The sequence below is a fragment of the Ruegeria sp. CDSB114 genome, from assembly GCF_059611025.1.
Window position 1 is genome coordinate 288554 of sequence record NZ_JBXWOT010000002.1, and the last position, 18649, is coordinate 307202.

Sequence of the window (18649 nt, forward strand, 5' to 3'; positions counted from 1 at the left end):
ACCATGACAAAGCTGAAATGGGGCATGATCGGTGGCGGTGAAGGCAGCCAGATTGGCCCCGCGCACCGCCTTGGCGCACAGGCCGATGGGCTGTTTGAGTTCGCTGCCGGAGCGTTGGACCACCGCCCCGACGTGGGACGTGAATATGCACAGCGTCTGGGCGTTGCAACTGATCGCGCCTATGGCGACTGGCAAGAGATGCTAGCCGGTGAAAAAGACCGTAGCGACCGCATCGATCTGGTTACAATCGCGACACCGAACTCGACCCATTTTGAAATTGCCAAGGCCTATCTCGAGGCGGGTTTTAACGTTCTGTGCGAAAAGCCGATGACGATGACCGTGGAAGAAGGCGAAGAGATCGTGCGCATCGCCGAAGCATCGGGCAAGCTATGCGCCGTGAATTATTGCTATTCGGCTTATCCGATGGTGCGCCAGGCACGTGCAATGGTGAGAGTCGGGGATATCGGCAAGGTGCGTCTGGTCGTGACGAATTTCAGCCACGGCCACCACGGGGATGCCACTGACGCCGACAATCCACGCGTGCGCTGGCGGTATGATCCGGCGATGGCCGGTGTCTCGGGGCAGTTCGCGGATTGCGGTATACACGCGCTGCATATGGCCAGCTTCATTTGCGATGATGAGGTCACGTTGCTGTCCGCCGACATGGCCTCGACCATCTCAAGCCGCGTGCTGGAGGATGATGCCATGGTCAACTTCCGCACAGAGTGTGGCACCGTCGGGCGCTTGTGGACTTCGTCCGTTGCGATCGGACGCCAACATGGGTTCGACATTCAGGTCTTTGGTGAAACCGGCGGTCTGCGATGGACCTCGGAACAGCCCAACCAGTTGCTCTATACACCGGTCGGCGGCCGCACACAGATCATTGAAAAGGGCGAAGGTGGCTTGTACGAGGACGCCCAGCGCCTGTCGCGGGTAGCCATCGCACATCCTGAAGGGTTTCCCTTGGCTGTAGCCAACATCTATTGCGATCTGGCCGATGCCATTCGTGGCGAAACCCGCGACGGGTTGCCAGGCGCAGCGGATGGGGTACGGTCTATCGCAGCGGTCCATGCTGCCGTTGCGTCGGGCAATGAAGACGGAGCCTGGAAGGATGCGCGCCCCCCTATGTTCCGCTGACTAGGTGCGGGGGCGCAGCGTGCCCCTTTCGACTACGCGGCAGGGGAAAATGCGGGCCTCGGGATAACGCTCGGGGTCTTTCAGCATCTCTTCCACCAGATCCACAGACGAGGTGATGATTTGCTTGATCGGTTGGTGGATGGTTGTCAGATTTACGCTTTCCCAACGCGACATCTCCATGTCATTCAAGCCGATGATCCCGATATCCTTGCCCGGTTTCAGCCCGTGATCCGACAGGGCGGACAGCGCACCGACGGACAGAATGTCATCGCCGCAGAAATAGCTTTCGGCTGGTTGACCCTTTAGCAGATCCAGCATTTCCGCGCGCCCCGCCTCAAATGAATAGGCCCCAGCGAAAGAGTATGTCACCTCAAGATCGGAGTGCTTTTCCGCCTCTTCCATAAAGCCCTGATATCGATCCATGGCGGAGGTAGCATCTTTTGGCCCGCCCAGATATCCAACGCGCCGATAGCCCCGCGCCTGCAGCTCGCGGGCGGCCATGCGACCACATTCAACATTGTCGATCCCGACGACATGTACCTCTGGTGAGGTCGCAGAGCGCCCAAACGTATGCACAACCGGAACACCGGCATCGTGAAACGCCTTGGCGAAACTAGGCGGCAGGGTCGAAGAGGCCACGATCGCTGCGTCGACCGAATACTGGCGCAGCATCCGAACGGAATTGGCAGGCTCGGTCTCATCCGTCAGATTCACGATCAACGGGCGTAATCCACGTTCTTGCAAGGCACGTGTGAACTGATCGAACACTTCAAGGAAAATCGGGTTGTGAAAGTTGTTCGAGATCAACCCAATCAGTTTTGTCCGCCCCGTGGTCAGGGACGAGGCCAGGGCGTTTGGGCTGTAACCCAGTTCCGCCGCGGCCTTTTCCACCTTGCTTCGGGTTTTTGCCGAAACCGAGGCACCCTCGGTAAAGGTGCGCGACACGGCAGAGCGCGACACCCCGGCCAGAGCTGCGACGTCTTTTAGGGTGACGCTCATGTTTCGTACCTGCAGAAGAAAGGTGGGATGACAGACATTTTCATGTCGTGATACTAAGCCAGTTAGTCTGGCGGCTGCAATCGGTTGCAAATGATTGCTCGTTTGACGCGGGGCCCGGTTTATTGACCCCGAGCAGCTTCTCAACAGTCGATTCTTTCTGACGGGAGATCAGGTAAATCTGCCGCCGCGCACCGTAAATCGGTCCGCGATTTGACACATTTCCGCCCAAAATGATCGAAAATTCGCCCTAAGCGGGAATTTCTTTTCGTTTGTGGGGAGGTTTCGGCACCGCCTCATCGGTAACGATTTAGTTAACGGGGGTGTGTTCCTCGTGTCAGTGCGGGATTTCGCACTTTGGTAAAACAGTCTGGAGTTCAAGTAATGTTGAATGGAATTCGCAAAGTATTTCTGAAGCTGCGCAAAGACGAGCGTGGCGCCACCCTGGTTGAATATGGCATCGCGCTGTTTGTTGCGATTGTCGTCGGCGGGACAATTCTGACCAATTTGGCTGGCACGACCAGCAGCAACTTTAGTGATGCAAACTCGGCAGCCAAGCGGACAACAACCCCTTAAACGGCGGGCCGATTTTTCTAGCATTAAAAATCTGACTTCCCACTCGCAAGCGTGGGGCGTCAGTTTCCTACCAGACCACCTTTGATTTGCATAAGCGGTCGGTTTGGCCATTCAGGCCCAATTAAGTAATTATCCTGAGTTTTCCCGGGAATTGGAGGATACCATGCGTATTAAATCATTTTTGATGACTTTCTTGGGAATAGGTTTGGCGGGTGGCGCAGTCATTCTGGCACAGGATCAGATCCGACGGAATCAGTCAGCGGGTGAACCAACCATAGTTCGTGTTGTGGCCGTGGCCGAAGATATCGCATTCGGAACGCCGATCGAAGGGCACAAGCTGACGACCATTGATTGGCCTACTGCATCTGTGCCTGCAGGTGTTTTTACAAGCTTTGATGATGTCTTGCCTGCCGCCGGCATAGAACCTCGCCGGGCCAAGCGCGCTTTGGCGCAGGGTGAAATTCTTTTGACCTCGAAAGTTTCCGATTTTGGTGAAAAAGTGACAATCGTTCAGACGATTGGCGAGAATAACCGCGCGATGGCGATCAATGTCGACGCGCAGACAGGGGTAGGCGGATTTGTAACGCCTGGCGACTTTGTCGACATTGTTCTGACCCGCGGCACCAATGATACACTGCGTGCAGTGACGATCCTGCAGAATATCCGGGTCATCGGCGTGGACCAAACCGCGGATGAAGAGCTTGACCAACCGGGCATTGCCCGCACGGTTACGATCGAGGTCACCCCGGATGAAGGTCAGAAGTTGGCTCTGGCGCAGAAGGCTGGGCAGCTCAGCCTGTCTCTGCGGTCTCTGCAAACAGAAGAGGATAAGCCGCTGGAAGCGGTTCGCCTCAGCGACATCCTCCTTGAAAAATCACCGCTAGAAGAGGGCACGCCCAGGCCGATTGTGAAAGTTCGCCGTGGGGCAACCGACGTTCAGGAAATTCAGGTCTTTGGGAACACCAGTGCAACAACTGAGCCGGTGAACTGAGGTCAGGTTGGTCTTTCGAGGGAGGTTGATATGACTTCGCTACGCAAAATCAGGGACAAAGAAGACGGCACAATTCTGGTTTTTGTCGGCATGTTCATGGTCGTCATGATCGGAATGGCTGCACTGACTTTTGATCTGGGGCGTATCGCCTCTACCCAAACTGACCTGCAAGCCTATACCGACCACGTGGCGCTTGCCGCCGCAGGTGAGCTGGATGGCAATGCTGACGCCATTACACGTGCAACAGCTGCGGCATCCGGCATGATCGACGACGAACAGTTTTTCGCGGATGGCAGCCAAAGCCTTGGAACTTCTGCGGATTTTTCGCTTCGCTTTCTGACCGGATTGCCTACTCCGGTGGCAGACCCAGACGATAACGACTCGGTTACGCCCTTTGTGACGACAGACCCGGCGCGTGCCGTCTTGGTCGAGGTGACCGCGACACCACGGACTGTTTTCCTGCCTTTTGGCCGATCGCTGGCCAGCTTGCTGGGTGTCGCCGGCCCGTCTGGAGAGGTGAATTCAGTCTCGATCGCTGGGTATTCAGCATACGCCTGTGACGTAACGCCGTTGATGTTCTGCATCCCGTCGGGCTGGACCTCCAGCGCCAATATCGGCGCTTCCATCAAATTGCGTACTGGCGGCAACAACTCGGCCTGGGGGCCGGGGAATTTCGGATTTCTGGATCCAACGGATATCGGGATCAATCCAAACGGGCCATGCGCCGGTCTAACCGGCTCAAAGCTGTATATCTGCCTCATTGCTGCGAATGGGAACCTGACTAAATGCGTGTCTCAGCGCGGTGTCGACACCGAACCCGGTCAGCGTAACGGGATTGGCAGCGCGATCTACAATTCGCGGTTCGATATGTTCCAGGCGACCATGAACCAACTGAAGAACGATCCAGACTATGCGCCGGGTCCAAATGTGATTTCAGGCTGGGACCATTCTGGCGGGGGCTGTGTGAAAAACAACCCGGACCTGTCGACCAATACTATTCCAATGCCGCCGGATGATTGCTTTGACCCGGTGAGTGGTCTTTGTAATGGCAGCCGTTTTGGCAATGGCAACTGGACGTCAGGGCAAGCGGCTTACAATCTTATGAATTATGGAGTTGGACCGGACGGTACGCTGACACCGCATGCGCAGGGCGCACCGACAGGAAACACCCGGTATCAGGTATATCTGGACGAGGTCAGCCGGGCCGGGTCGGGCGATATCGTCACCGGACGGGACGAGACCGGCCGCGCCCAATGTTCAGGCCAACCCAGCACCGATCCCGAGCGGCGTACGTTCATCGCCGCAGCGATTGACTGCACCGCGAACCCGGTTTCCGGGCGGGCCACCGATGTGCCGGTGAAGGAATTCGTAAAAGTATTTCTGTTTCAGCCACTTGAAGAATCCACAGGCTCAGATTTCGACATCTTCGTCGAGGTGGTCAAACAGGTTGGCGGCGGAGTTGGTGGCAGTGCCGTTGATGGCATTTTCCGCGATGTCGTGAGGCTGTACCGATGAAGCCGCTGGGTCGCTTCCTCTCACGCTTTCAGCGCTGCGAGTCTGGCGCGCCGATGGTCGAGTTTGCCATGGTTCTGCCGGTTATCTTGCTGTTCTTTGTTGTGATCATCGAGGGCAGCCGGATCACCTGGATACATCAGGCGACATCTGCCGGCGTACGGGATGCGTCACGTATGATCGCTCGCATCGCACCGCTGGATCTATGCAGCGCGGGCGGCGTCGCAAGCTATGATGCAATGGCCACAGATATTGTCGCCAACCGACTGGGCGGTGGGGCGCATTTGCCGGTCGGAACAACGCTGGTGGATGTAACCCCGACCTGCATATCGCGGTCTGGCAGCTATCGTATTGACCCGACCTCAGTGGTCGAAGTGACCGCGAAAATCCAGATTGATTTTATCCTGGGCAATGTTCTGGGCCTGTTCGGCGGGGCTGTTAGCACGCTTGACACGGTGATTTCGGATCAGAGCCGGGTGTTCGGCGTATGACCCGGTTGTCGCATATCCTGCGGACCTTCCGGCGTCAGGAGCGTGGCGCCGCCCTGGTCGAATTGGGGATGGTCATTCCACTGTTCCTGTTGCTGATGTTCGGCATTGTGGATTATGGCCGGTTGTTCTGGTCGACTACCATGGCGCAGAAGGCGATGCAAAAAGCATCCAGGCTGGCAACTCTTGGGCCTCCGCTTTGCGGTGCGTTGCCGACCGAGCACACGCTGGCAAGCGGCGCTCCTACAAGTACGAAATTTGGGGTGCTCTGCCGCAGTGGCAATGTCTGTGCCGTGCCTGCCCTGCCTGCGCCTTGCCCTTTGAATACCGCGACGGATTACGGCGCACGTGTCTGGAATGATATCCGCATGTTGCTGCCACCGGGAACGACTGCCGCCAACGTACAGATCGGATATTCGCATGACGCGCGCCTTGGATTTTTAGGGGGGCCATATACGCCGGTCGTTACCGCCGAACTTGTTAACGTAAACTTTAACTTCATGATGCCAATCGCCGGTCTGGCCGCTCTTGCCTCGAACGGCACAACACCTGCGTCAAATACCCCCAACAGTATTTCTCTTCCCGCGATGAGCACATCGGTTCCCGCCGAAGATCTGGCGGCCGGGGCGAGTGAGTAAGGAGAAACATAATGAGTGCCAAGCAGATTTCAGTATTGTTGATTTCACCGGACGAGCAGATTTACTCGGCCATAGAAGGCTCGTTACGGGGGCAGGCGAACTGCCGGTTCACCGGTCGTCAGGACACCGTTGCGGGGGTAAACGGCTCTGCGATCTCGCTGACTGCAGAGCATGATGTTGTTCTGTTCGATGTGGATGAGAATTCCGGGGACCTACTGCAAACCGCACGGAAAATCTGTGATGCCCGTATGCCAAATGCGATCATCATTGCGTTGGCCCACGAGGATTTGCCCTTGGAAAAGGCGCGCCAGCTGAAAAAGCTTGGTGTCGATGACGTTCTTCCGAGAAAGTGGATCGACGAGGAAATTGTGCCGCAGGTGGACGCAATCCGGGCCCGCCGTCAGGCGCAGTTGCCGGCCGTGTGGGGCGGTCAGGCAACCCTGGGCAAAGTGATCGCCGTGGCCAAATCCCGTGGTGGGGTTGGATCGTCTATCGTCGCTGCCAATCTGGCCAACGAGCTACAGGCCAAGGAAGGGTTCTTCAAGAAGAAAGCCGCCAATGAGGTCGCGGTTGTCGATTTGGATTTTCAGTTCGGATCTATTGCCGCCCTGATGGATGTTGAGGAAAGTGACGCCATGTGGCGGATGGCGATGGATGAGAGCATTCCCGATGGCGCCTTTCTGGAACAGGCCATGACCAAGTCCCCCTGCGGGGTTGATGTTCTGGCTGCACCGTCGCGCTTTGGTCCTCTCAGTGCCATTAATGAAGAACAGATCTCGGCCATTTTGGACAGCCTCAAGCGCAGCCATGATTATGTGATTATTGATCTGCCGCGAGCTCTGGTCGAGTGGATCACGCCGGTGTTGTCGCAAGCCGACCGGCTGCTTTTGGTAACGGATGTCGCAGTGCCTTCGATCCGGTCAGCGCGGAAATTGATGGATTTCTATCACGCCGAAAACCCGGCCTTGGAAATCCAGCTGGTTGCGAGCCTGGAAAAGAAACCCCTGATCCCGGCCGCGCACCACCGTGCAGCAGCAAAGCTGTTGGAACAGGATTTCGCCCATTGGGTTCCCAAGGATGAGCGAACCGTTCGTGAATGCGTGGACCGGGGCGTACCTCTGCAAGAGGTCTCAAATCGGGCGCCTCTGACACGGGCCATCCGCCGCATCGCGCAGGAAACCACAGTTTCTCTGCCGCCACGCGTGGGCAAACTGTAAATCGAAGTCCGAAGATGTGAAGATCAGTTAAGTAAAAGGTAAAGCAGAATGTTTCGTGAATTTGACAGAACGGGTCGCACTACATCCCAATCCCCAAAAGTTGTGCCGTTGGACACGAAACAGCCGAACGGAAATGTTGCTGATATCGAGGTCAAGAACGCCGAACGCCGTGCCATGGAGCGCGAGCGCGAGATGGACCGTATTGACCTCAAGGCCCGGATGCACAACTCGTTGCTTGATAAGCTGAATCTGGCTGTGATCGACAAGGTCGAAGAAGACACATTGCGGGGCGAAATCGGCAAACACGCAACTGATCTGTTGCGGACCGAGGGCCGGGCCATGCGGTCTGAGGAAATCAAGCTTTTGGTCGAAGAACTGATGCACGAGGTGCTTGGGCTTGGGCCACTGGAGCCTTTGCTGGCCGACCCTTCGATCAACGATATTCTGGTGAACGGTCACAAGCAGATTTTCGTCGAACGTTCAGGTATTCTGGAAAAAACCTCGGCGCGTTTTCGGGATGAACGCCATTTGCTGCGGATCATCGACAAGATTGTCAGCCGTGTTGGCCGTCGTATCGATGAACGCCAGCCTTGGGTGGATGCGCGGCTTGAGGATGGCAGCCGTGTAAACGCGATCATTCGGCCCTGCGCGCTGGACGGGCCGGCCTTGTCGATCCGTAAATTCGCGCGCGTACCGCTGACGATGGAGCGGTTGGTTAAGAACGATGCATTGAATGACAGTGCCGCGGCGTTGTTGCGCGGTCTGGTCGAGGCAAAGATGAATGTCCTGATTTCCGGAGGAACCGGATCAGGTAAAACGACGATGCTGAATGCCTTGTCTTCCTATATCGGCGGCAACGAACGGGTCGTGACCATCGAAGACGCTGCTGAACTGCAACTGCAGCAGGAACATGTTCTCCGCATGGAGACCCGCCCAGCCGGTTTGGACGGGACCGGCGCTGTGGCCCAGCGTGATCTTGTCCGCAATGCGCTGCGGATGCGCCCTGACCGTATTGTGGTCGGCGAGGTGCGCGGATCAGAGGCCTTCGACATGCTGCAGGCGATGAATACTGGCCATGACGGTTCGATGACGACCGTTCATGCCAACAGTCCACGCGATGCGCTGTCTCGGGTCGAGCAGATGGTACAGATGGGCGGGATGGAGCTGCCGCATTCGGCGATCCGGGCCACCATCGCTTCGGCAATCCACTTTGTGCTTCAGTTGAACCGACTGTCAGACGGGACGCGCCGGGTTACTTCGATCTCGGAAGTGACTGGAATGGAAGGCGACATCATCACCATGCAGGACATCTTTGTCTTCAAGCGCGAAGGCAAGGATGAAAACGGCAAGGTTCTGGGCCGGTTCATGCCCACGGGAATTCGACCAAAATCCAGTGATGCACTGGCGGCTGCCGGGGTCGACCTGTCCACCGTCAAGTTCAACTAAGGAGGTCTGGGATGTTCGAGAAAATCAGGTCATATCTGGCCAATTTGAACATCAACAACCTGATCGGCCCGGAAATGGAAGTTGCCGGGTTCGATGTCAGGTTTGTTCTTGCGCTTGCGGTTTTCCTGGGTGCGCTGATTGCTTTTGAAGGGCTGCGTCAGTTTATGCGGCGTGGCGAAAACCGCGAAGAGGCGATCAACCGCCGAATTCAGATGCTGTCCGAGGGGAAGTCGGGTGAGGATGTCCTCAGCCTGTTGAAACCGCAGGAAGCCAAGCCACTGTTGCGGAGTTTCCCGCTGGTGGGGGATTTGCCTCTGGCGTTGAAGGTTTCGGGCCTGAACATGGTTCCCGAAATGTTTCTGGCCGGTTGTGGCGCAGCCTTTCTGATCTCGGCCATTGGTGGGTCTATGGTGGCTGATCCGTTGAAAGTGGTCCCCACCTGCGCCCTTGTTTTCCTGATTGCGCCACTGGTTGCGTTGGGGGTGACGTTGCGCAAGCGCAAGGCGGCGTTGATCAAGCAGTTGCCCGATGCGCTGGACCTGATGTCCCGTGGATTGAAGGTGGGGCACCCACTGAACACAACCTTACAAAGTGTCGCCGAAGAAATGCCTGACCCGATTGGAACCGAGTTTGGGCTGGTCGTTGATCAGGTCTCTTATGGCGAAGAACTGACAACTGCGATCAAAAGCATGGCTGACCGCATCGATGAAGAAGATATCCAATATCTAGCTGTTGCACTGATGATGCAGCACGGCACAGGTGGCGACCTGGCCGGCATCCTGCGCACGCTGGCTCGCGTGATCCGAGCGCGCATGTCATTGCGTCGCAAGGTCAAGGCCATCTCGGCCGAAGGCCGCATGACAGCATATATCCTGTCATCCATTCCCGTTGGCATTGCCGTGTTCATGACCATCATGACGCCCACATATTATGGCGATGTCGCGGACTCTCCGGCCTTTGTGCCAGTCATGAGCGTTATCGCCGTGACCATCGTCCTGAACGCGATTGTGATGTTCAAGCTTGTGAATTTCCGGATTTGAAGAGGCGTATTCGATGGAGTATTTGAGTTCGATTTTTGATAGCGAATTATCAACGCAGATCCTGGTTCTGGGTTGTGTGCTGATAGGTGCGGTCGTAGCGTTTCTTGGTATCTCGTCCTCGCTTAGCGAACGGTCCACAGCCGCAGAGCGCATGGTGTCAAGCCGACCACGTCAGGCTTTGTCACGGGCAGTTCCAGAAAAAGTCGAGGGCGAAGCGCCGACAGGTTTGAGTGCGGCCCTGATACCCAGCGATGCCAGTGTACGTTTCGAAGTTGGGCAGGTGTTGGCGCGTTCCGGATTTCGCAGCAAAAACGCAATCGTGAATTTCTATCTTATCCGTTTGGGGCTGGCGACGTTCCTGCCGCTGGCCTTCCTCTTCCTGATGTCCTGGCAACCGGCAAACAACTTGGGTGCGCGGATCGCGGAATATACGTCCAGCCTGAACGCGTTCGAGATTATCCGGAATGTCGGCGTATTGTGCGGGATCGGGTATCTCATACCGCAGTTATGGATGGGCGCCCGGATCAAAGAGCGCAAGCGTCTGATGGAAAATGCGTTTCCGAACATGCTGGATCTGCTCCAGATCGGTATCGAAGCTGGCCTCGGTTTTGATCAGGCCTTACTGAAAGTGGCGGTCGAAATGCAGCTTGTCGCGCCGGAAATGTCCGAAGAGATGCTGATTGCGCTTTCCGAGATTCAGGCAGGGCGTGACCGAGATACCGCGCTGATGCGTATGGCGCGTCGAACAGGTATCGAGGAAATGAGCTCATTCGTAAGCGTTGTGCTGCAATCGACCCGGTTTGGCGTTCCCCTGGCTGCGGCTTTGAACACCTATGCCGAAGAAATGCGTGAACTGCGCGAGGTGCGGGCACAGGAAAAGGCCAACAAGTTGCCTGTCCAAATGTCGGCGGTTATGGCCAGCTTTATGCTGCCTGCAATCGCCGGGCTGATCCTGGCCCCGATCGTGATCCGTTATATGGATGCGTTTGGCCCCTAAGACGCTGACATGGTCAGAACCAAAGCGCAGTAGCCGAGCAGATTGCTAGGATCACCCCGGATGATCCGATAGCGATTCCAAGAGGAAATTCGCGCGACTGGGCGGTCGACTTGATATGCGGGGAAGTTTGTCGGGCGAGGCGCCGAAACAGCGACATTCCGATCAGCCCCGCTGCCATGCAGCCTGCCAGTATTAGCAGATAGGTCGATACGACTGGGATCGGAATTGCGGCAAATACGATTGGCAGTATCTTGGCGTCGCCGCCGCCCAGCCAACCCGCAGCAAACAGACCGAAACAAATCGCAAAACACGCTGCGGCCACAAGAAGGCGCAGCAGCAGTTGGTTCCAATCCGGAAACGGCGCGGTCATAAGCACGACTGCACCGCCCAGCAGGCAGTACAGGTTAGGGATGCGCATTTGGGTGAAATCCGTCCAGGCGATCATTACGAACAGCGGTGTGAATACCCACAATGTCAGCCAGGACTGCCAGTCCAGTTCAGGCATCAGGCACGTGCCTGGCCAGGTTTCCCAAAAAGGGCCTCGCGCTCTTCTACCGATACCAAGCGCCGGGCCAGCATGTGGAAGGTGTCCAGCGCCGTTTTTGAATAGATATGCTTGAGATGCGTGCGAACTGTCGCTGGTCCGATCTCAAGTTCGGCACCAATGGACTGAGGCGACAGCCCGCGTGAAACAAGAACGCAAACACGCCATTCGGCACGGGTCAGGCCCGTTGGGTTCTCGGTGCTGAGAATAGGTGCTTCACTGTATGATTTTCTGAGTGCGGTGACTGATTGCCGAGACAATGATTCAGTGATCAGTCCGGCTCGGCGGGCCTGATAGGTCTCGGATAGTTGCGGAGCCACTTGTTCAATAGCTTCGCGGTAACCGGGTTCGGAACTCTGCCCGAAATGAAGTTCCAGAAAGTCGATTTCGCCGCCGTTATGGTCCAGGCATATGAACAGAATGTCATCCAGCTTGCGGTGCGACATCCAATCCAACAAAACTGCGGAGATATCACTGGGGTCTGCCCCGTCATCTCGCAGACTAAACACCGAGGCGCGTTTTGGTTTGTTCCGAAACGGGCCGAGGGCGTCGTTGGCGAAAGAATGAAACAACGGTCTTTGGAATTTTGGATTCCGTGTGTCAGCCCGTGCGGCAACACGATGGGCCCCCTTGTTCAGCCACACACGGCTGATGACAGCACAATCGGCGCCAAATGCTTTGACGATACCTTCAAGCGCGGCATCAAGAACGACGCCTGCCTGGCTCCAATGAATGAAATTAATGATGGCTCTGGCATGAAGCGCGTTTGGCAACCACGCAGCGCTCTGAGCATTCCCCCGGACCATAGATAACAACCTGTACTCGAACAAACATAAACGCGCATTTGCAATATAAGAGTGCGCAACCTCCTACCGATTCTTTACATTCCTATAGTTCTATATAGTCGTTTAAAACTCATCTAAAAAATCATTAACCTAATTATGTACGATCAATTCGTCGCCTTTCAGTAAACAAACTGCGCAAAATCCGCGGACTATTTCTTTGACCTATTCGCGGAATACGGGGCGAAGCGTAGTGGTTTATGCCTTTTTTGTAAGGTTATTGCGCTTGTTTGGTCGTCGGTTGGTCGGGCGGTTGCCTGTATTCACCGATGCAGCCGTGGAGGGATTGACCGTTTTTCAATTTGTCACAATTCTTGATTTGCACGATGCTTCGGGTTTGAAAACCCAGGTTCAAACGGCTTGATCTGCAGGGGAAGTCAGCTCATCCCGGTGACCATCTGAGCTGTATCATACGGCCCGGGCTCTCCTTTAGATTTAGCAACAACTTCTTGCTTGCCGAGCAGAGCGGCACTGCCTGTATGGCGATCACCGGCTTGTTTTCAAATAATACCTTTTAATTTCAATTCTTAAGAAGCATAAGTTGTTTGAAAATTTACAAGAATCCGCACCTAGGTGTTCATTTGTTTACATAACATAGCTGCTTTTTGAATAGGTTATTGAGAAATTTTCAGAACCCCCGCCATACTCGCGGTGCGTAAACCTGCGCAATCGTTTGCTGGAAGAGGAGCCAACAGACGTGAAACAGGGAACTGGGAGGAATGAATGACTAATAAATCTGTCACACGCCGCGGCGTGCTGAAGTCTGGTGCTGTTGCCGGTACCGGTCTGGCCCTACCTACGATTTTTACCGCATCGTCGGCTGCTGCATATACTAACGAACCTTCTGGGTCGTCTGTCACATTGGGTTTCAATGTTCCGCAGACCGGGCCTTATGCAGAAGAGGGTAATGATGAACTGCTGGCACAGCAGCTTGCAGTCGAGCATCTGAACGGTGAGGGCGATGGCGGTTGCCTGAACACCTTTACGTCCAAGGCCCTGAAAGGGAACGGGATTCTTGGTAAAAAGGTCGGGTTCGTAACCGGCGACACCCAGACCAAATCGGACGCCGCACGCGCATCGGCCAAGTCGATGATCGAAAAAGACGGTGCGATCATGATCAACGGCGGCTCGTCCTCGGGCGTGGCTGTCGCAGTTCAGGGTCTGTGTCAGGAAGCGGGCGTGATCTTCATGGCTGGCCTGACCCATGCCAACGACACGACCGGTAAGGACAAGAAGGCGAACGGTTTCCGCCATTTCTTCAATGCTTACATGTCGGGCGCTGCTCTGGCGCCGGTTCTTGCTGCCGAAATGGGCAGTGAACGCCGGGCCTATCATCTGACCGCTGACTACAACTGGGGCTGGACTCAGGAAGAGTCGATTGTGGCCTCGACCGAAGCCCTGGGATGGGAAACGGTCAACACGGTCAAAACACCGCTCGCGTCGACGGACTTCTCGTCCTATATCGCGCCGGTTCTGAACTCGGGCGCGGATGTGCTGGTTCTGAACCACTATGGCGGTAACATGGTGAACTCGCTGACCAATGCGATTCAGTTCGGTCTACTCGACAAGGTGGCCAACGGCAAAGACTTTAAGATTGTCGTGCCGCTGTATTCCGAATTGATGGCTGCTGGTGCTGGCGAGAACATCAAGGGCGTGCTGGGTTCGATGAACTGGAACTGGCAGCTGCAAGACGAAGGCACCAAGGCCTTTGTGAAATCCTTTGGTGAGAAATACGGCAAGCCGCCGTCCAATTCGGCTCAGACCTGCTATGCGCAGGTTCTGCTCTATGCGGATGCGTGTGAACGGGCGGGTACCTTCAACCCCTGTGGTGTCGCCGAAGCGCTGGAAGACTTTGAGTTCGACGGTCTGGGCAACGGACCGACATGGTATCGTGGCGCGGATCATCAGTGCTTCAAGGATGTGCTGGTGGTGCGGGGCAACGAGAACCCGACCAACGCCTATGACACGCTGGAGATCGTCGAGATCACCCCACGCGCGCAGGTCGAATACGATCCCGAGCACCCGATGTTTGCCGGTGGCGAACTGGGTAAATGCAATCCGGGCGCGTAACACAAGCGCGAGAATTTTCGACGAAAATTCTCTGACCTAGAAAACGGGCTCTCCCGCCTATGGGGGAGTCCACTGGACAGGCCAAAGGTGGGGACTATGGACGCCATTCTTCTGCAAATTCTGAACGGGTTGGACAAGGGGTCGGCTTATGCGCTGATCGCGCTTGGCCTGACGCTGATTTTCGGAACGCTTGGAGTTGTGAACTTTGCCCATGGGGCGCTGTTCATGATTGGCGCGTTCTGCGCGGTGTCTTTGCAAAAACTCTTTAACTTGAGCTACGTGACCCTTGATGAAAGTCAGAAAGATTTTCTGGGCAACCCGCTGAAGGTTGAAACCCCGTATATTGAGGCCTGGTTCGGCCCCGAGATTGGCGCGTCAATCATAGATTGGTCCGTTCCTCTGGCTGTCCTGTTCGCGATCCCGATCATGTTGTTTGTCGGCTATGTGATGGAGCGCGGGCTGATCAAACATTTTTACAAGCGCCCTCATGCGGATCAGATCCTTGTGACTTTTGGCCTGGCGATCGTGCTGCAGGAGATCATCAAATATTTCTTCGGTGCCAATCCGATCCAGACCCCGCCCCCCGATATGCTGAGTGGGTCTGTTGATCTTGGCATCATGGTTGGATTCGATCCCAACGCCATCATCTATCCGATCTGGCGGCTGGTCTATTTCGGGTTTGCCGTTGGCATTATCGGAGCGGTGTTCTCGTTCCTGCAATTCACAACCTTTGGCATGGTCGTGCGGGCTGGCATGGCAGATCGTGAAACGGTGGGCCTGCTGGGGATAAATATCGACAGGCGGTTTACCATCATGTTCGGGATTGCGGCCGCGGTCGCGGGTCTTGCCGGGGTGATGTACGGGCCGCTCAACCCCCCAAATTATCACATGGGCATGGACTTTCTGGTTCTCAGCTTTGTGGTTGTGGTTGTGGGGGGGATGGGCTCATTGCCGGGCGCGGTTCTGGCCGGGTTCCTGCTGGGCGTGCTCGAAAGCTTTGCGTCGACCACCTGGGCCACGACCACGATCCCCGGCATCAACCAGATCATCATCTACCTTGTCGCCATCATCGTGCTTTTGACCCGTCCACGCGGGTTGATGGGGCGCAAAGGCGTGATGGAGGAATAAGCCATGTTGGGACTGAACAAGAGAGATACCAGCCTGCTGATCATCGTCGCCATGCTGACCCTGTTGGCGCCCTTTATCCTGAACCCGTTCCCCGAAGGCAGCGCCATGGCGCAGTTCAACGCGGGCTATCCCGATTTGATGCAGCGGTTCGTGATCTTTGGGATCTTTGCGATCGGCTTCAACATTCTGTTTGGATTGACCGGATACCTGTCCTTTGGCCATGCGGCCTTTCTTGGGGTGGGGTCGTACTCCGCTGTGTGGATGTTCAAACTGCTCAGCTATAACGTCATTCCGGCCATCGCACTCAGCGTTCTGGTTGCTGGATTGTTTTCGCTGCTGATCGGATTTGTCAGCCTGCGTCGGTCGGGCATCTATTTCTCGATCCTGACGCTGGCTTTTGCACAGATGAGCTTTGCGCTGGCCTATTCGGTGCTTTCGAACCCAAAATTCAACCTGACAAATGGTGAGACCGGCTTGCAGGTCTATGCGGACGATCCGCAGATCCTGCAATCGGCCAGCGCGCCAAACCTACCGCATCTGTTCGGCATTCCCATGCGCGCGACCTATACGTTGGATGTGGGTGCCTGGAGCTTTGACTTTAACGCGGGCTATTACCTGTGTGCGGTGATCATGATGGCGGTGTTCTATCTCTCTATCCGCATCTTCCGCTCGCCCTTTGGCATGATGCTGCGGGCGGTGAAATCCAACCAGCAGCGGATGAATTATACCGGTCTAAATTCGAAACCCTACACTCTGGCAGCCTTTGTGATTTCAGGCATGTATGCCGGTCTGGCGGGGGGGCTGATGGCCGCAATGGACCCGCTGGCCGGGGCCGAACGGATGCAGTGGACTGCCTCGGGCGAGGTGGTACTGATGACAATTCTGGGCGGTACAGGGACCCTGATCGGGCCGGTACTGGGAGCAGGCTTTATCAAGTATTTCGAAAACATCTTCTCGAAGATCAACGACAATGTTCTGCACAGCTGGTTCGCTTTCCTGCCCGATGGGCTTGAGGACGCGGTTGTGTTCCTGATCCATCCGTTCATCGGCAAGGGTTGGCATCTGACGCTGGGTATCCTGTTCATGCTGGTGGTGATCTATCTGCCGGGTGGGCTGGTTGAAGGTGGTCAGCGGCTGATGGGTTGGTTCAAGCGTAAGAAACCAGGCGCCGATGATGCCCCGAAGGGCAAAACCGAGCCAGCGGAATAAGGGGGCACCATGGCAATTCTACGAGTCAAAGACGTCAGCAAACGCTTCGGTGGCCTCAAGGCGCTGTCGGATGTGAACCTCAACGTCGAAGAAAACTCGGTCCACGCGATCATCGGCCCGAACGGTGCGGGCAAGTCAACCTTGCTGAACTGTTTGGTGGGAAAGCTGATGCCGGATACCGGTTCTGTTTTGTTCGACAACAATTCTGTTCTGGGGTTGGAACCCTATCAGATCAACCAGATGGGTATCAGCCGTGTGTTCCAGACGCCCGAGATTTTCGGCGATTTGACTGTGATGGAGAACATGTTGATCCCGATCTTTGCGATGCGGGACGGCGCGTTTCGGATGCACGCCTATGAAACCATCTCCAGTGAAAGGGCGATTGTCGAGCAGGCCGAGGCGATGCTGTTAGAGATGAACATGGCTGACAAACGCGAGATGCACGCGGCATCGCTGTCACGCGGGGACAAGCGACGACTTGAGATCGGCATGTGCCTCAGCCAGAACCCGCGCCTGCTTTTGCTGGACGAACCCACCGCCGGGATGGCCCGGGCAGATACCAACAACACGATCGACCTGCTCAAACAGATCAAGGACGAGCGTGACATTACCATCGCCATCATTGAACATGACATGCATGTGGTGTTCAGCCTGGCCGAGCGCATCACCGTTCTGGCGCAGGGAACACCTCTGGTCGAAGATACGCCAGAAAACATCCGCGGGCATCCCAAGGTTCGCGAAGCTTATCTGGGTGAGGCCGCGTAAGGAAAAGCAATGAACGAGAAACCTGACTTTTCGAAAAACGCCAATATGGCCAGCACCGCCCCTGCGTTTTTGTCCGTATGGGACATGCATTCATACTATGGCGAAAGCTATATCGTGCAGGGCGTCAGCTTTAACGTGCACGAAGGTGAAATTCTGGCCCTGCTGGGCCGGAATGGTGCTGGCAAGACCTCGACGCTCAGATCCATCGCGCGGGTCAGTGACCCCGAGGTGCGTCATGGTGAAATCTGGCTGGATCACAAGCCGCTGCACAAAATGACCAGCTATGAGGCCGCCGCTGCAGGCCTTGGCCTTGTGCCCGAGGATCGTCGTATCATCCCCGGTCTGACGGTCGAAGAGAACCTGCAACTCGCCCAGATCGCTCCACCTGTCGGCTGGTCGCTGGAACGGCTTTATGAGCTGTTCCCAAGGCTGGGTGAGCGCCGCAAGCAAGAAGGCATTACCCTGTCGGGCGGAGAGCAGCAGATGCTGTCGATTGCGCGGGCTTTGGCACGGGACATCAAGGTGTTGCTTCTGGATGAACCCTATGAAGGGCTTGCCCCGGTGATCGTGGATGAGATCGAAAAGACTCTGCTTCACGTCAAACAGCAGGGTATGACCACGATCATTGTCGAGCAGAACGCGGTGCGCGCCCTGGAATTGGCGGACCGTGCGATCATTCTGGATACGGGCAGCATCGTGTTTGATGGAGCCGCCAGCGAGGTGTTAGAGAATCCACAGCTGCGCGAGGAATATCTGGCAATCTGAACATGCGGATTCAGCAATTGTTCTGAACCGTCGGGCGGGGTGTTCATCCCCGCCCTTTTTCGTTGTTCAGCTTTCGATTGGCGGTGTCCTGGGTCCGGGTCACCAACGGAAAATGACAATATTCAACGAATTTTTAGAATTTACGGATAATTTATTATGTAATTTCAACACCCTGTCTAGGGCTACGGGAAACCCCCTATATCTTTGATTGGAGCGATTCGTTAGCTTCAAATCATCCAAGGAGTTTCCAAGGACCTACCACTTTTCCCCCTTGAGGGGCTGGCTACT

Annotated in this window: 18 protein-coding genes; 15 read left to right on the forward strand and 3 right to left on the reverse strand. The window is 55.8% G+C overall.

All coding sequences use genetic code 11. The features are described from left to right. Nucleotides 1-3 precede the first annotated feature (3 nt). Nucleotides 4-1137 (forward strand): Gfo/Idh/MocA family protein, encoded by a 1134-nt coding sequence (locus AC2FIP_RS08940; protein ID WP_496786032.1) that lies wholly within the window; start codon nt 4-6, stop codon nt 1135-1137. Here the strand turns inward: AC2FIP_RS08940 and AC2FIP_RS08945 are convergent, their stop codons facing one another. Next, nucleotides 1138-2136, reverse strand: a complete 999-nt coding sequence (locus AC2FIP_RS08945) for a LacI family DNA-binding transcriptional regulator (protein ID WP_496786034.1) — start codon at nt 2134-2136, stop codon at nt 1138-1140. A 381-nt stretch (nt 2137-2517) separates the two neighbouring features. On the opposite strand from AC2FIP_RS08945, the gene AC2FIP_RS08950 reads away from it, so the two are divergent. The 9 genes from AC2FIP_RS08950 to AC2FIP_RS08990 all read left to right on the forward strand — a co-directional run bounded on the left by AC2FIP_RS08950 (nt 2518) and on the right by AC2FIP_RS08990 (nt 11038). Continuing rightward, nucleotides 2518-2709, forward strand: coding sequence for a Flp family type IVb pilin (locus tag AC2FIP_RS08950; RefSeq protein ID WP_496676410.1), 192 nt, complete (start codon nt 2518-2520; stop codon nt 2707-2709). A 163-nt stretch (nt 2710-2872) separates the two neighbouring features. Next, on the forward strand, nt 2873-3700 hold the full coding sequence (gene cpaB, locus AC2FIP_RS08955) for a Flp pilus assembly protein CpaB (protein WP_142635731.1): 828 nt from the start codon (nt 2873-2875) through the stop codon (nt 3698-3700). Between the two features lie 30 nt (nt 3701-3730). Next, a complete protein-coding gene (locus AC2FIP_RS08960; protein ID WP_496786036.1) occupies nt 3731-5215 on the forward strand; it encodes a pilus assembly protein TadG-related protein in 1485 nt (494 codons plus the stop codon). Beyond that, complete coding sequence (locus tag AC2FIP_RS08965; RefSeq protein ID WP_271948250.1) at nt 5212-5703, forward strand: TadE/TadG family type IV pilus assembly protein; 492 nt, start codon at nt 5212-5214, stop codon at nt 5701-5703. Before AC2FIP_RS08960 ends, AC2FIP_RS08965 begins: the two co-directional genes overlap by 4 nt. Beyond that, nucleotides 5700-6338, forward strand: coding sequence for a TadE/TadG family type IV pilus assembly protein (locus AC2FIP_RS08970; RefSeq protein WP_496696259.1), 639 nt, complete (start codon nt 5700-5702; stop codon nt 6336-6338). The genes AC2FIP_RS08965 and AC2FIP_RS08970 overlap by 4 nt, the downstream gene beginning before the upstream one ends. Before the next feature lie 11 nt (nt 6339-6349). Further along, nucleotides 6350-7555 carry a CpaE/TadZ family protein gene (locus AC2FIP_RS08975; RefSeq protein WP_496786038.1) on the forward strand — a complete coding sequence of 402 codons (1206 nt, stop codon included), beginning with the start codon at nt 6350-6352 and terminating at the stop codon, nt 7553-7555. A gap of 48 nt (nt 7556-7603) precedes the next feature. Continuing rightward, nucleotides 7604-9001, forward strand: coding sequence for a TadA family conjugal transfer-associated ATPase (locus tag AC2FIP_RS08980; protein ID WP_496750077.1), 1398 nt, complete (start codon nt 7604-7606; stop codon nt 8999-9001). Nucleotides 9002-9012: 11 nt separating this feature from the next. Continuing rightward, complete coding sequence (locus tag AC2FIP_RS08985) at nt 9013-10041, forward strand: type II secretion system F family protein (protein ID WP_142635743.1); 1029 nt, start codon at nt 9013-9015, stop codon at nt 10039-10041. Nucleotides 10042-10054: 13 nt separating this feature from the next. Continuing rightward, nucleotides 10055-11038 (forward strand): type II secretion system F family protein, encoded by a 984-nt coding sequence (locus tag AC2FIP_RS08990; RefSeq protein WP_142635745.1) that lies wholly within the window; start codon nt 10055-10057, stop codon nt 11036-11038. A gap of 13 nt (nt 11039-11051) precedes the next feature. On the opposite strand, the gene AC2FIP_RS08995 is transcribed toward AC2FIP_RS08990, so the two are convergent. Then, on the reverse strand, nt 11052-11543 hold the full coding sequence (locus tag AC2FIP_RS08995; RefSeq protein ID WP_496786040.1) for an A24 family peptidase: 492 nt from the start codon (nt 11541-11543) through the stop codon (nt 11052-11054). Then, nucleotides 11543-12388, reverse strand: coding sequence for a helix-turn-helix transcriptional regulator (locus tag AC2FIP_RS09000; protein WP_496786042.1), 846 nt, complete (start codon nt 12386-12388; stop codon nt 11543-11545). Before AC2FIP_RS09000 ends, AC2FIP_RS08995 begins: the two co-directional genes overlap by 1 nt. A 759-nt stretch (nt 12389-13147) precedes the next feature. On the opposite strand from AC2FIP_RS09000, the gene AC2FIP_RS09005 reads away from it, so the two are divergent. The 5 genes from AC2FIP_RS09005 (at nt 13148) to AC2FIP_RS09025 (ending at nt 18361) form a co-directional block, all read left to right on the forward strand. Continuing rightward, nucleotides 13148-14494: a substrate-binding protein gene (locus tag AC2FIP_RS09005; protein WP_142635750.1), complete on the forward strand. Its 1347-nt coding sequence runs from the start codon at nt 13148-13150 to the stop codon at nt 14492-14494. 96 nt (nt 14495-14590) lie between these two features. Then, complete coding sequence (locus AC2FIP_RS09010) at nt 14591-15622, forward strand: branched-chain amino acid ABC transporter permease (protein WP_142635752.1); 1032 nt, start codon at nt 14591-14593, stop codon at nt 15620-15622. Between the two features lie 3 nt (nt 15623-15625). After that, nucleotides 15626-16831 carry a branched-chain amino acid ABC transporter permease gene (locus tag AC2FIP_RS09015; RefSeq protein WP_496786043.1) on the forward strand — a complete coding sequence of 402 codons (1206 nt, stop codon included), beginning with the start codon at nt 15626-15628 and terminating at the stop codon, nt 16829-16831. A gap of 9 nt (nt 16832-16840) precedes the next feature. Beyond that, entirely contained in the window at nt 16841-17596 is a 756-nt protein-coding gene (locus AC2FIP_RS09020) for an ABC transporter ATP-binding protein (protein WP_496700765.1), read from the forward strand. Between the two features lie 9 nt (nt 17597-17605). Further along, on the forward strand, nt 17606-18361 hold the full coding sequence (locus AC2FIP_RS09025; protein ID WP_142635758.1) for an ABC transporter ATP-binding protein: 756 nt from the start codon (nt 17606-17608) through the stop codon (nt 18359-18361). The last annotated feature ends 288 nt before the right edge of the window (nt 18362-18649 follow it).